The organism is Kitasatospora sp. NPDC087314 (assembly GCF_044744365.1).
Taxonomy (GTDB): Bacteria; Actinomycetota; Actinomycetes; order Streptomycetales; family Streptomycetaceae; genus Kitasatospora.
The window spans coordinates 785,056-797,919 of record NZ_JBIUYE010000001.1; the positions used below are offsets into that span (position 1 = coordinate 785,056).

Consider the following 12,864-nt stretch of genomic DNA (forward strand, 5'->3'; position numbering starts at 1 on the left):
TCAGCTGGAGCGTCGACAGGACATGCTCGTCACGCGGAGCAGGTCCACGTGGCGGCGGCGAACAAGGATGAGCACGTCACCAGCCTAGATGACCTTCTCTGTGGCGGGCGAGCCCCCTGCGGTGGAGGGATACCTCTCACTTGTCGGTGGATCCTCAGGTTGGGAATCCTCGGACCCTCGGATGGGGAACCCTTCGTGTGCGGCTCCTTTCAGCCGTTGTTGAGGTAGGCGAGCACGGCCAGGACGCGGCGGTTGTCGTCGTCGGAGGGCTGGAGGTCGAGCCTGACGAAGATCGACGCGGTGTGCTTGGCGACGGCCCGCTCGGTGATCACCAGCTGCTGGGCGATCGCCGCGTTGGAACGGCCCTCGGCCATCAGCCCCAGCACCTGCCGCTCGCGGGGGGAGAGGGTCGACACCGGGCCGGCCGAGGAGTTGTGGGTGAGCAGGCGGGTGATCACCTCCGGGTCCATCGCGGTGCCGCCCTGGGCGACCCGTTGCACCGCGTCGATGAACTGGGCGCCGTCCAGCACCCGGTCCTTCAGCAGGTAGCCGATCCCGCCGGTGCTGCCGGCCAGCAGCTCGCGCGCGTAGAGCTGCTCCACGAACTGCGACAGCACCAGGACGGGCAGGCCGGGGTGTGCCTGACGGGCCGCCAGCGCCGCCCGCAGCCCCTCGTCGGTGAAGCTGGGCGGCAGCCGGACGTCGACCACGGCGATGTCCGGCCGGTCGGCGGCCACCGCGGCGAGCAGGCCGTCGCCGGTCTCGACCGCCGCGGTGACCCTCATGCCGTTGGCCTCCAACAGCCGGGTCAGGCCGTCCCGGAGAAGGAAGAGGTCTTCGGCGATGACAACGCGCACGGGATCTCCAGGTTCACAATGGTCGGGCCACCGGGTGGGCTGCTGATCGCGAGCACCCCGTCGAAGGCGGCCAGTCGTCGTTCGGTTCCGCTGAGGCCGGTTCCCCGGGACGGGTCGGCGTTGCCGCGCCCGTCGTCGGTGACCGATATGCGCAGCAGCCCGTCACTGTGCCCTATCTCGATCCACACGTGCGAGGCACCGGCGTGTTTCACCACGTTGGCCAGCAGCTCGCTCACCGCGAAGTAGGCGGCGGACTCCACCGGGGCGGGCGCCCGCCCGGGCAGCCCACCGGCGAAGGTGACCGGCAGCGGGAGGTCCAGCGCCGTCGCCTCGATCGCGTCGGCCAGGCCGCGGTCGGCGAGCACCGGCGGGTGGATGCCCCGGACCAGGTCGCGCAACTCGCCCAGGGCCTTCACCGAGGACATCCGGGCCTCGGCCAACAGGGGCTGCAGGGCCTCCGGGTCGTCCTTCAACTGCTCGGCGACGGTCAGCAGCATGCCCAGGGCCACCAGCCGGGCCTGCGCCCCGTCGTGCAGGTCCCGCTCGATCCGGCGCAGCTCGGCCGCCCCGGCGTCGATGGTGTCCGCCCTGGTCCGGGCCAGATGGCTCACCTGGCGGGCGAGTTCGGTCTGCCGGGACGGGCCGAGCAGGGCGCGGGCGGCCCGTTCGTGCATCCGCAGGACGGGCGGTGCGGCCCACAGGGTGGCCAGCGGGGCGACCACGACCCCCATTCCGTAGACGGGGCCCAGCGGGAGGAAGGGGCCGTTCCGGCCGAGCACCTGGAGGGCGATCGGAGTCAGCACGACGATCGCGGCGGCGAGCAGGACGGCGCAGCCGGAGAGGAACACCCACAGGACGTCCCGCCAGGTCGCCGGGTCGCCCAGCCAGCCGCCGGAGCGCAGCCGCCGCCACGGCCCGGTGTCGGCACGGCGGTACGGCACCGGGATCGGCCGCCCGCTCCACCGGCCGACGACCCGCCGGTTCTCCGTCGCGATCCAGCGCGTCCCGAGCAGGCCGAGCACCAGCATCGTCGGGGCCAACCACAGCGAGCCGGACCGGCCGCCGGGCGGGGCGCCGCCGTAGAGGTCGGCGGCCATCAGCGCGAGCGCGCCCGGCGCGAACAGGGCGGCCCCGACCGCCCGGCCGGCACCTCCGGTGGCCCAGCAGAGCGCCCAGAGGGCGACCGGTGCCAGTGGCACCAGCAGCATCAGTGGCCCGCCCAGACCATGTTCGAACGGCTCGGCGTCGTCGGGGCCGAGCAGGGCGGCGGTCAGCAGGACCGGCCCGGCCAGCAGCGCCAGCAGCCCCGTGACGGCCAGCGTCACCATGTAGAGCGCCCGCACGCAGGCCGTGAGGGCGCCCTCCACCTGCGCGGTTGCCCTGGACAGCACGGTCGTCGTCATTGCGCGCCTCCTCTCCGGTCGGTGGCCACACGGGCCCCGGGTTGATCATTCGGCGGTCAGTCTGCCCCGCCGAACCGGTCCAGCGCTCTAGGCCTGCGCCCCCAATCCGAGGTGTATCTGGATACACCTGGGAGAGGCCGTTCAGACGGCTGTCCGGACCCCGCCCCGGATTCGTAGCGTCATGTCCCGTCAGCCGGCCCGGGTTTCCGGTGCCGGACCTCGAACCGTGGAGGGCCCGTGAACGCGCCGATCATCCGGATCCGCGGCGTCAGCAAGACGTACGACCGATCCGACGCCGCCCGCCCCGCGCTGGCCGGGCTCGACCTGGAGGTCCGGGCCGGCGAGGCGCTGGCCGTGCTCGGCCGCTCGGGCAGTGGCAAGTCCACCCTGCTGAACCTGATCGCCGGCCTCGACCGCCCCAGCGAGGGCGCCGTCGAGGTGGACGGCGTGGCCGTCCACGAGCTCGGCGAGGCAGCCCTGGCCGAGTACCGGCGGAAGCGGATCGGCATGGTGTTCCAGTTCTTCAACCTGTTGGAGGACCTGAACGTCGAGGACAACGTGCTGCTCCCGGCCCAGCTCGCCGGGATGCGGCGGGAGCAGGCCCGAGCCCGGGCCGGCGAGCTGCTGGAGCGGCTCGGGGTGGCCCGGCACGCCCAGGCCTTCCCCGGCCGGCTCTCCGGTGGCGAGCGTCAACGCGTCGCGGTGGCCCGGGCGTTGATGAACCGCCCGCCGCTGCTGCTCGCCGACGAGCCGACCGGGGCGCTGGACACCGCCTCGGCCGCCGACGTCCGCGACCTGCTGCGGGGGCTCAACGCGGAGGGCCAGACGATCCTGCTGGTCACCCACGACACCGCGCTCGCCGAGGCCTGCGCCGACCGGACCATCGAGCTGCTCGACGGCCGGCTGGTCCGGGACACCGCGGCCGTGCCGACCTCCGGCGGTGTGCGATGACCGGGCGAGCCGTGCAAAGGGTGTGCGTGGGCGGGTGCCCTGCTCGGGCGGGGCACGCCGGGCGGACGACGGGACGGCGCGCGTGGGCGGGTGCCCCGGCCGGGCGAAGCGGGGTGGGCGCATGAGCGCGCTCGGCAAGGTGGTCCGGGCGGGGGTCGGCCGCAGGCGGGTGCAGACCCTGGTCATGGTGCTCACCACGATGGCGGCCGTGACGGCGTGCATCCTCGCGACGGGCCTGCTGGTCGCCTCCCAGGGCCCCTATCAGCGTTCCTTCGCCGACCAGCACGGCGCGCACCTCAACGTGCTGTACGACCCGACCAAGGCGAGCCCCGCCCAGCTCGCCGCGACCGCGCACGCCCCCGGCGTGACGGCCTCGGCCGGCCCCTACCCGGCGCTCTCCGTCCAGCCGCGCGCCGGTGCCGACGTCCGGATCCCGCCGCCCGGCAGCCCGCTCCCGCCGATGACGCTGGTCGGCCGGACTGAGGACGGCCCGATGGACGGCCTGCGGATCACCATGGGCCGTTGGGTCGCCGGCCCCGGCGAGGTGGTGTTCCTGGACGGCCACTCGCCGCTGGCCGTCGGCGACAGCCTGCAGTTCCCGGACCTCCCCGGGCATCCGACCCTCAAGGTCGTCGGCCTCGCCGCCTCCGTCTCCTGGAGCGCGGACGGCTGGATCGCCCCCGAGCAGGTCGCCGCGCTCACCGCGCCCGGTACGAAGCCCGCCGCCCAGTACCTCTACCGCTTCGCCCACGCCGACACCGACACCGAGGTGGAGGCCGACCGCGCCGCGCTCGCCGCCGCGGTGCCGGGCGGCGCCCTCGCCAAGGCCACCTCGTACCGGCCGGCCCAGGCGGAGGCCAACCGGACGGCCGCGACCTTCGTCCCGTTCGTGACGGCCTTCGGGGTGCTCGGCCTGGCCATGTCGGTGCTGATCATCGGCGTCGTGGTCAGCGGCGCCGTCAGCGCCGCCACCCGGCGGATCGGCATCCTCAAATCGCTCGGCTTCACCCCGGCCCAGGTGGCGCGCGCCTACGTCGGTCAGGCGCTGATCCCCGCCGGGGTCGGCACGGCGCTCGGCGTGCTCGGGGGCAACCTGCTCTCCGTGCCCGTCCTCGGGGTGGCGCACAAGGCCCTGCGCGGCGGCCTGCTCGGTATCCCGCTCTGGGTGGACGTCGTCGTCTCGGCCGTGGCCCTGGCCGCCGTGACGGGCACCGCGCTGGTGCCCGCGCTGCGGGCCGGCCGGCTGCGCACGGTGGAGGCGCTCGCGGTCGGCCGGACGACACCGGGCGCCCGGCGAGCGGCCGCCCGCGGCGGTCCGGTCCGGGCCGGGGCGCCGGGCCCGATCGCCGGGCTCCAGCACCTGATCGGCCGGCTGCCGGTGCCGCGCGCCCTGAGCCTCGGGCTGGCTACCCCGCTCACCCGCCCGGCCCGTTCGGCGACCACGGCCGCCGCAGTGGTGCTCGGCACGGCCGGGGTCGCCCTCTGCGTGGGCCTGACACTCTCGCTCGGCGCCTTCCAGGACGGCCTGCAGGCCGAGCGGTCGAGCAAGGTCGTCGTCCAGATCCCGATCGAGAGCTCCACGACGGCCGTCGACCACGTGGACGAGGCCGCGGTGGCCAAGGCGATCACCACCCGCCCCGGCACCCGGGCCTGGTACAGCAGCGCGCCGACACCGGTCGCCGTGGCCGGGAACACCGGGCGTTCGGCGGTGATCGCCTTCACCGGGGACGCCTCCTGGAGCGGCTACCAGATGATCTCCGGCCGATGGTTCCAGGGCCCCGGCGAGGTGGTCGTCGCGACCTCCTTCCTGCGGACCAACCAGGTGCGCGTCGGCGACACCGTCACCCTCACCGACAACGGGCGCAGCATCCCGGTGCGGATCAGCGGCGAGGTCCTGACCACCAACGACCTGGTGTTCGTCGACCGGGCCACGCTGGCCCCGCTCGGCACCGCCGTCCAGACCGATGCGGTCGGCTTCCACATCGACCTGACCCCGGGGACGGACGCGAAGGCGTACGCGGACGGGCTCGACGACGCGGTCCGGCCGCTGGGCCTGAGCGCCGAAACGGGCGGGCAGCAGATCAACATCGTGATGCTCGCCATGAACACCCTGGCCGGGACGCTCACCCTGCTGCTGGCCGTGGTGGCCGGCCTGGGCGTGCTCAACACGGTGCTGCTGGACACCCGGGAGCGGGTGCACGACCTCGGGGTGCTCAAGGCGCTGGGGATGTCGCCCCGGCAGACGGTCGGCATGGTGGTCACCTCGGTCTGCGGCAGCGGGCTGGTGGCCGGGCTGATCGGGGTCCCGATCGGGATCGTGCTGCACCACCAGGTGATGCCGGCGATGGCGCGCGCCGCCGGGGTCGGGGTGCCCGAGGCGGACCTCACCGTGTTCGACCCGTCGGTGGTGGGGCCGCTGATACTCGGCGGCCTGGTGCTGGCGCTGCTCGGCGCCCTCCTCCCGGCCACCTGGGCGGCCCGCACCCGGACGGCCACGGCGTTGCGCACCGAGTAGCGGCGGCCGGGTGGATCGGGCGAGTCGGGCGGGCCCGACCCCGGTAGGCCGGGGCAAGTGCAACAGGCCTGGGCAAGTCCAGCAGGGCGGGGCAAGTTTCGGTACGTCGGGGCAAGTTCGGTAGGGCGGTCAGGGTTCCGGCCGGCGTGAAGGGCCACTTCCGTGGGGCCCGTCCCCCGCGGAAGCGGCCCGGTCCGAGGACGACCAAGGCCCGACGGCGTCCGTCCCCCGAACGGACGCCGCCGGCCCGGCCGCCCGCTGGCGGGCCCCCGCCTGTGGCCCGCCGGCTCAGGTCCCGCTCACGGGCCTCAGCCGACGGCCCGCCTGGCTCAGGCCGGCCGCGCCGCCGCGTACGCCTCCATGGCGGCCCGCTGGTACGCGGCCAGGCCCGGGGCGATGGCCTCGTACGCGGCGCTCCACTGCGGGTTCTCCGTGCAGGAGCGGGCGATCGCGCGGTACTCCTCGACCGAGACCGTGCGGAGCGCGGTGAGCGCCTGGTACTCGGCGTCGATGTGGCTCTGCACGGGCTCGGCGTCCGCCGGGTGGCCGGCCGCCATCAGCTCCGCCAGGCGGACCATCCGCGCGGTCCGTTCGCGTTGCCCGGCCTCGATCTCGGCCTGGCTCATCGCGGCGGTCGCGCGCCGGGCCGCCTCGGCGTGCTCGGGGAAGTCGCGCAGGCTCTCCTCGACGTCGGCGGGCTGGATGCCCTCGAACAGGTTCTCCGGGCGGTTGATGCTGGTCATGGGGGTGCCGTCCTTTCGGGAGCGTTCCAGGTCGGCGATCGTGCGGGAGACGGTGGCGGCCAGGCTGTCCAGCCGGTCGCGCTCGGCGAGCAGCCGGTGCTGGTGGTCCCGCAGGGCCTCCAGCTCGTCTACCTGATCGCCCAGGATCCGGGCGATCTCGGTCAGCCCGACTCCGAGCGCCCGCAGCACGAGGATCTGTTGCAGCTGAAGCAACTGCCGCTCCTCGTAGTAGCGGTGGCCGTTGGAGCCGATCCGGGCCGGGGGCAGCAGCCCGATCTCGTCGTAGTGCCGCAAGGTTCGGGCGGTCACGCCCGACATCCGGGCAACCTCCGCGATGGGCCAGGCCGATGCCATGTGTCGTCTCCCTCGCTCACGTTCGCGTGGACCAGGGCCGGTTCCTCCGGCCCTGGTCACGACGGTAGAAGCTGCCGCTGCGGCAGTTTCAAGCCCCGAACGGGCCCTACGCGCCGGACCGCTCCAGCGGCCCGAATCCGTCCAGGGACTCGAACCAGTCCAGGGCCTACCAGCCCGGCCCGTGACCCGGTTGCCAGTCCAACCCCAGGTGCGGGCGCGGGCGGTGGATCCGCAGCAGCGTGCTCACCGACCAGACGACCAGGGTCAGCAGGGCGTAGAACAGCAGCAGCGCCCAGAACGGGGTGGTGGACACGCTCCGCTCCTCGAACCGGCACCACGCGTCCGGCGGCAGCCAGGACGCGCCCGTCTCCACCAGCCGCCCGCCGCCGGGCACCAGGCCCAGCTCGCAGCGCGCGCCGAAGTCCAGCGACCGCACGTACAGCAGTCCGTACAGCGCACCCGCCGCCGCGAGGGACAGGACGGCGCCGCAGGTGAGCAGCACCGTCCGCCTGCGCCCGGCCGCCGTACGGATGTTCGTCACCGGGGCAGCGTACCGGCGGGCGGCCCGGGACGCCGCAAGGATCACCCGAGCAGGCCGCCCATGTGCGCGTCCTCGGCGAGCAGCCGCCACGAGCACCCTGGCGAGGCGAACGCCTCCGGGTCGACGGCCTCCACCAGCCGGTCCACCACGGTGCTCAGCAGCGACTGCGGGTCGAACACCGCCCAGGTGTCCCGGCCCCGCCCGTAGTCCCAGCGCTCCCACTCGGCGCGCAGTCGCTCGTACGTCCACAGCGCGTACAGCAGGGCGGACAGGTCGCGGTTGAGGTAGGCCTCCGGCTGGCCGTCGTCGTACCAGTCCGGCAGCTCCAGCCGTCCGGTGACGCCGTCCAGGGCGATCGTCAGATCCGTCGGCCAGTCCCCGAGCGCCAGGAACTCCCGCTGGTACGGGCGCTCCTCCTCGCCGTCGAAGTACTCCGGGTAGGCCTCCGCCATCGTGACCAGCGGCTCCTCACAGACCCCGAACATCGCCCCGCCCAGCGGCAGTCCGACCTCGGTCAGCAGGCGCCGGGTCGGCTCGTGCACCAGCCCGGCGGGCAGGTCCTCGGCCCGGTATCGGTGCACCAGCCCCGCGCCCCCGCCTGCGCCCGCACCCTCGGTCTCACCCGCACCCTCACCCGTCAGCGAGGCGAGCTCCGCCACCAGCTCCGCGCCCACCTCGTACGCGGGCCCGTCCGGGCCGCCCGGCAGCGCACCCCAGCCCAGCGCCCGTACCAGCAGCGCCGTGTCCCAGTGCGGGGGCGGCGTCGCGCCCCGGCCGAACAAGCCCGGGTCGACCTCCCGCATCCGCCGCTCGGCCCCGGCCATCACCTCGGCGACCACCGCCGGCCCGCGCCGCCCGCCCAGCGCGTCCGCCCGCAGGGCCGCCTCGGCCACCGCCTCCACCTCCCGCACCAACCCGGCCAGTGCGGGCAGGTCGGAGGCCAGCAGGTCCCGCCGTATCTCCCCGTCGGCCGCCCCCGCCACCTCGCCCAGGAACACCTCGCCGGTCACCCCGTCCAGCAGGACCAGGCCACCGGCCGCGGCGAACGGCGCGCAGTACTCCGTCTCACCCAGCACGAACAACCGTCCCGTCCCCGGCGCGGCCGCCAATGCCCCGTCGCCGAGCACCCCGAAGTCCAGGAACGCCCCGGAGGGCGGCAGCCCCTCCCGGATCAGGAACTCCCGGCTCCCCGCATGCACCACGCCGCCCGGCAATCCGTCCGCCGCCACCTGCGCGCACCCCGTGTGCCCCACGTGCCCCACCCTCCACAGCCCCGACCCTTGACCCCCAGACCCTAGCCGCCCCACCCGACACCGCCGCCGACAATTCCCGCGCCCGGGCAGGCGCGCAGCGCGGAACACCCTCGACCTCCCCGGCGCCGGTGCCAACTCCCCGCCCACGCCGGCCGTCCGCCGCTACGGCGCGGCTCACCGCCTACCGCCGCCGGGGAGCTCCAGCCGGACCAGGACGAGCCAGGTCTCCGGGTCGGGCCCCACGCGGGCGGCGCGGACACGGTGGCGCCCGGCGGGCAGGTCGAGGCGCAGCCGCCCCTCGGCCGCCGACTCCCCGCCCGTCCACGCGGCGTCGAACAGATACGCCGGGCCTGCCGCCTGCCAGGACAACTCCTGCTCCGAGTCGGCGAGTCGGCGAGTCGGAGCGCCCGAGGAACGCTGTCGAGCAGCGCCTCCGCGGAATCGGCGGCGCACCACCGGACGAACAACCCGCGCTCCGGCAGGTGGGCCGTCGGCGCCGGATCGCTCCCGAGTACCAGCACCCCCACCCCGCCGAGGTCGACGGCCCCCAGGTGTCCGTCGACCTCGGCGGCCCGGTCGCAGTCCCGGGCACTGCCGGACGGGTCAGGCGAGTCCGCCGGCCTCCCGCGCGGCCTGCTCCACGCGGGCGTGGTGGGCCTGCCACCAGGCGGCGTCGCCGGGTGCGGTGTTGGCCCCGTCGGGGCGCTGGCCGGTGCCGCCGTCGACGAGTTCACGGACGAGGTCGGCATGACCGACGTGGCGGTGGGTCTCGGCGATCATGTGGACGAGGACCCGGTGCAGGGTCTGCTCGGCGCGGTTGCCGAACGGCACCCGGCCGATCGCGTCCAGCGGTAGCGCCTCGATGGTGGCGTCCGCGTGCGCCCAGACCCGGCGGTAGCGCCCGACGATCTCCTCCGTGCTCTCGTCCGCCCGCGCCCACAGGTCGGCGTTCGGTTCGACGCTGCCGGTGAACCACAGCGGCGTCGGCTCCGCGAACGGCCGCCCGAAGGTGTCGCCGAAGTACATCGCCTCGGCCCCGGTGACGTGCTTGACCAGCCCCAGCAGGTTGGTCCCGGTCGGGGTCAGCGGGCGCCGGAGGTCGTACTCGGACAGGCCGTCGAGCTTCCACATCAGGACGTCGCGGGCGTCCTGGAGGTAGATCCGGAGGTCGGCCTTGGGGTCGGTCGTTGTCATGGCACCAGTCTGTGGACCACGCCGAACTTGTCCACCGATTTCAGGCCCGCCCGCCAGCGCCGACCCGCGTCGGCGCCGCCGAGCTGAATCCATCTCAATTCGTGCCATCATCAGGGCCGTTGAGCGAATCGCCGAGCGCGGCGGGCGGAATCCGGTATGGCCGAGGACTGGACCTGGGACGAGACGCTGTTCTCCGGGTCGGCCGCCGACTATGGGCGCGGCCGGCTGCCGTACGCGCCCGGGCTGGCGGAAGCGCGTAGTGCGGGGCGGGCGCGGCGCCGAGCAGGCTGCCGGCGACCGGGAGCGCGAGCAGGGCAAGCCTGCGACGACGGGGGCGGGCCGCCGGAAGGCGACAGACCCGTGGAGTAGTCATGCCACGACTTTCCGATGCTGTTCGTGTGCGTGGCAAGTGGAGCCGCTCCGGGCGGTCCGGCCTTCGGCGCGGCAAGGCGGCATGGAGTGTGACGGGTGGGGCGGAGGGGGTGGACTTGAATCTTTGCGAACGAATGTTCGATCCTGGGGCTGTGCCCATTTTCGAATCTGTTTTCGAATCCATCGCCGAGCGGCCGACGCTCCGGCCGGTGGCGTCGACGGCCGTGCCGGAAAACGCCCCGGAGAAGGGGGAAGGGCCGGAGGCGGCCGGGCGGGGCGTGGTGCCGGTGGTGCCGGCGTTGCGGGAGGTGCTGCCGGACGGCGGGCTGCGGCGGGGGACGGCGGTGTCGGTGGCGGGCGGAGACACCGGACTGCTGCTGGCGCTGGCGGCCGGGGTGAGGGAGACCGAGGGGGGTTGGGCGGCGGCCGTCGGGTTGCCGGATCTGGGGCTGGCCGCGGCCGAGGGGTACGGGCTGGACCTGCGGCGGCTGCTGGTCGCGGACGACCCGGGGCCGCACTGGGCCGAGGTGGTGTCGGTGCTGGCCGGCGCGGTCGAGCTGGTCATGCTGCGCCCGGACGGCCCGGTGCCGCCGAAGCTGGCCGCCCGGCTGGCGGCGGTGCTGCGGCGCAGCGGCTGTGTGCTGCTGGTGGCCGGGTCGTGGCCGGGTGCGACCCTGCGGCTGGGGGTGCGGTCCGGGCGCTGGTTCGGGCTGGGGGACGGCCACGGCCAGCTCGCCGGGCGGCAGGTGGAGGTGGTGGCCGAGGGACGCGGCTCGGCGGTGCGCGGGCGGACCGCCCGGCTCTGGCTGCCGGACGAGCACGGCGCGGTACGTCCGGTCCTGGAGGGTCCGGTCTTGGAGCGGCCCGTTCTGGAGCGCCCCGTCCTGGAACGGGCCGCCCTGGAGAGGGCCGGGGCCGTCGAGCAGCAGCTCGAACAGGTAGCGGTGGTGTGAGTGATGGCGGACGACAGAACGCCGCGGGTGCTGGTGGTCTGGTGCCCGGACTGGCCGGTGGCGGCCGTCACCGGCGACGACCCGGTGGCGGTGACCGAGGGCGGGCGGATCCTCGCCTGCTCGGCGGGTGCCCGGGCGGCCGGGGTGCGGCAGGGACAGCGGCTCAAGCTGGCCCAGCGGCTCTGCCCGGCGCTGGAGCTGCGCGACCGCGACCCGGAGGCGGAGACCCGCCGCTTCGAGCCGGTGGTCGCGGCGGTGGAGGAGTTCACACCGAGGGTGGAGGTGATCCGCCCGGGTCTGTGCGCGATTCCGGTGAAGGGGCCGGGGCGCTACTTCGGCGGTGAGGAGGCGCTGGCGGTCAGGGTCCGGACGGCGGTGGCGGACGCGCTGGCCCGGGAGCCGGTGCCGGACGCCGTCCCCGGTGCGGCCCCTGTCCCCGGCACGGACGCTGCGCCCGCCGCCCCCGCCACGACGGAACACCCCCCGCACGCCCAGGTCGGCGTCGCCGACGGCCTGTTCGCCGCCGTGCTCGCCGCCCGTGCCGGGGTGCTGGTGCCGGCCGGGCGGACGGCGGAGTTCCTCGCGCCGTACCCGGTGAGCGCGCTCGGCGACGAGGCGCTGGCGGAGCTGCTGGGGCGGCTCGGCCTGCCGACCGTCGGGGCGTTCGCCGCACTGCCGCCCGAGGCGGTCGCGGACCGCTTCGGCCCGGCCGGGACGGTGGCGCACCGGCTGGCCCGGGGATTGCAGCCGCGCCCGCTGGTGCCGCGCGACCAGGAGCCGGACCTCGCCGTCGAGCAGCGCTTCGACCCGCCCGAGCGGCTGGCGGAGCCGCTGGTGTTCGTCGCCCGCACGCTGACCGAGCGGCTGCACCAGCGGCTGGCCGGGGCCGGACTGATCTGCCGCCGGGTGGCCGTCGAGGTGGCCTGCGCGGACGGGCGGACGGCCTCGCGGCTGTGGCGGCACGAGGGCCGGCTGTCGGCGACGGCGCTGGCCGAGCGGGTCCGCTGGCAGCTCCAGGCCTGGCAGGGCGCGGGCACCTTCACCCCGCCCGCCGGAAGCACCGCCCCTGACGACCCGGACCGCCCTGACGACCCGGTCCGCCCCGCCGACCCCCGCCGACCTGCCGGCCCCGCTGACCCCGACGCCGGCTTCACCCTGCTCCGCCTGGCCCCCGACGGCCTCTCCCCGGACCAGGGGCGCCAACTGGCGCTGTGGGGACAGGCGGTGGCGGACGACCGGGTGGAGCGTGCGGTGGCCCGAGTGCAGGCGGTGCTCGGACACGCCGGGCTGCGCCGGATCGAGCCGGCCGGCGGGCGCGGCCCGGGCGAGCAGGCGGTCAAGGTGCCGTGGGGCGAGCCGTACGAGGCGGCGGCGCCGGCCGACGCGCCCTGGCCCGGTCGGCTGCCGGACGTCTGGCCGGCGGTGGTGCTGCGGGAGCCGGCGCCGGTGCGGGTGCTGGACGAGGCCGGGCGGCCGGTCACGGTGGACGGCCGGGCGGGGGTGTCGGCCCGGCCGGCCCTGGTGGTGTTCCAGGGGCGGCGGGAGCGGGTGGACGGCTGGACCGGGCCCTGGCCGGCGGTCGAGTACTGGTGGGACCAGTCGCTGGCCCGCCGCCGGGCGCGGTTCCAGGTCGTGGTGGGCGGTGGCCGGGCGCTGCTCCTCACCGTGGAGGGCGGTGCGTGGTACCTGGAGGCCGGCTACGACTGACGGCCGCCGGCCACCACCCCA

At 75.3% G+C, this 12,864-nt stretch carries 11 protein-coding genes and 1 pseudogene; 4 read left to right on the plus strand and 8 right to left on the minus strand.

Annotated features, from left to right (window positions below):
- Window positions 1-209: 209 nt before the first annotated feature.
- Window positions 210-857 carry a LuxR C-terminal-related transcriptional regulator gene (locus tag ACIO5E_RS03610; RefSeq protein ID WP_400663210.1) on the minus strand — a complete coding sequence of 216 codons (648 nt, stop codon included), beginning with the start codon at window positions 855-857 and terminating at the stop codon, window positions 210-212.
- On the minus strand, window positions 809-2,260 hold the full coding sequence (locus ACIO5E_RS03615; RefSeq protein ID WP_400663213.1) for a histidine kinase: 1,452 nt from the start codon (window positions 2,258-2,260) through the stop codon (window positions 809-811). Before ACIO5E_RS03615 ends, ACIO5E_RS03610 begins: the two co-directional genes overlap by 49 nt.
- Before the next feature lie 237 nt (window positions 2,261-2,497).
- Here ACIO5E_RS03615 and ACIO5E_RS03620 point away from each other — a divergent pair, with 237 nt between their 5' ends.
- Window positions 2,498-3,211: an ABC transporter ATP-binding protein gene (locus tag ACIO5E_RS03620; protein ID WP_280674180.1), complete on the plus strand. Its 714-nt coding sequence runs from the start codon at window positions 2,498-2,500 to the stop codon at window positions 3,209-3,211.
- A gap of 121 nt (window positions 3,212-3,332) precedes the next feature.
- Window positions 3,333-5,726 carry an FtsX-like permease family protein gene (locus tag ACIO5E_RS03625; RefSeq protein WP_400663216.1) on the plus strand — a complete coding sequence of 798 codons (2,394 nt, stop codon included), beginning with the start codon at window positions 3,333-3,335 and terminating at the stop codon, window positions 5,724-5,726.
- A gap of 329 nt (window positions 5,727-6,055) precedes the next feature.
- Here ACIO5E_RS03625 and ACIO5E_RS03630 read toward each other — a convergent pair whose 3' ends face one another.
- From ACIO5E_RS03630 to ACIO5E_RS03655, 6 genes and pseudogenes are all read right to left on the minus strand, one after another.
- On the minus strand, window positions 6,056-6,823 hold the full coding sequence (locus ACIO5E_RS03630) for a MerR family transcriptional regulator (protein WP_400663219.1): 768 nt from the start codon (window positions 6,821-6,823) through the stop codon (window positions 6,056-6,058).
- Between the two features lie 166 nt (window positions 6,824-6,989).
- The gene (locus ACIO5E_RS03635) at window positions 6,990-7,364 is read right to left on the minus strand and encodes a hypothetical protein (protein ID WP_400663222.1); all 375 of its coding nucleotides are present in this window, start codon (window positions 7,362-7,364) and stop codon (window positions 6,990-6,992) included.
- A 41-nt stretch (window positions 7,365-7,405) separates the two neighbouring features.
- Window positions 7,406-8,617 carry an SUKH-4 family immunity protein gene (locus tag ACIO5E_RS03640; RefSeq protein ID WP_400663224.1) on the minus strand — a complete coding sequence of 404 codons (1,212 nt, stop codon included), beginning with the start codon at window positions 8,615-8,617 and terminating at the stop codon, window positions 7,406-7,408.
- A gap of 174 nt (window positions 8,618-8,791) precedes the next feature.
- On the minus strand, window positions 8,792-8,986 hold the full coding sequence (locus tag ACIO5E_RS03645; protein ID WP_400663227.1) for an Imm21 family immunity protein: 195 nt from the start codon (window positions 8,984-8,986) through the stop codon (window positions 8,792-8,794).
- 83 nt (window positions 8,987-9,069) lie between these two features.
- Window positions 9,070-9,168 (minus strand): annotated as a pseudogene (locus ACIO5E_RS03650) (hypothetical protein); the annotation flags it as partial.
- Between the two features lie 52 nt (window positions 9,169-9,220).
- A complete protein-coding gene (locus tag ACIO5E_RS03655) occupies window positions 9,221-9,811 on the minus strand; it encodes a DinB family protein (protein WP_400663229.1) in 591 nt (196 codons plus the stop codon).
- 581 nt (window positions 9,812-10,392) lie between these two features.
- Between ACIO5E_RS03655 and ACIO5E_RS03660 the strand changes: the two genes are divergently transcribed.
- Window positions 10,393-11,136 (plus strand): hypothetical protein, encoded by a 744-nt coding sequence (locus ACIO5E_RS03660; RefSeq protein WP_400663232.1) that lies wholly within the window; start codon window positions 10,393-10,395, stop codon window positions 11,134-11,136.
- A gap of 3 nt (window positions 11,137-11,139) precedes the next feature.
- Window positions 11,140-12,843 carry a DNA polymerase Y family protein gene (locus tag ACIO5E_RS03665; protein ID WP_400663236.1) on the plus strand — a complete coding sequence of 568 codons (1,704 nt, stop codon included), beginning with the start codon at window positions 11,140-11,142 and terminating at the stop codon, window positions 12,841-12,843.
- Window positions 12,844-12,864 lie beyond the last annotated feature (21 nt).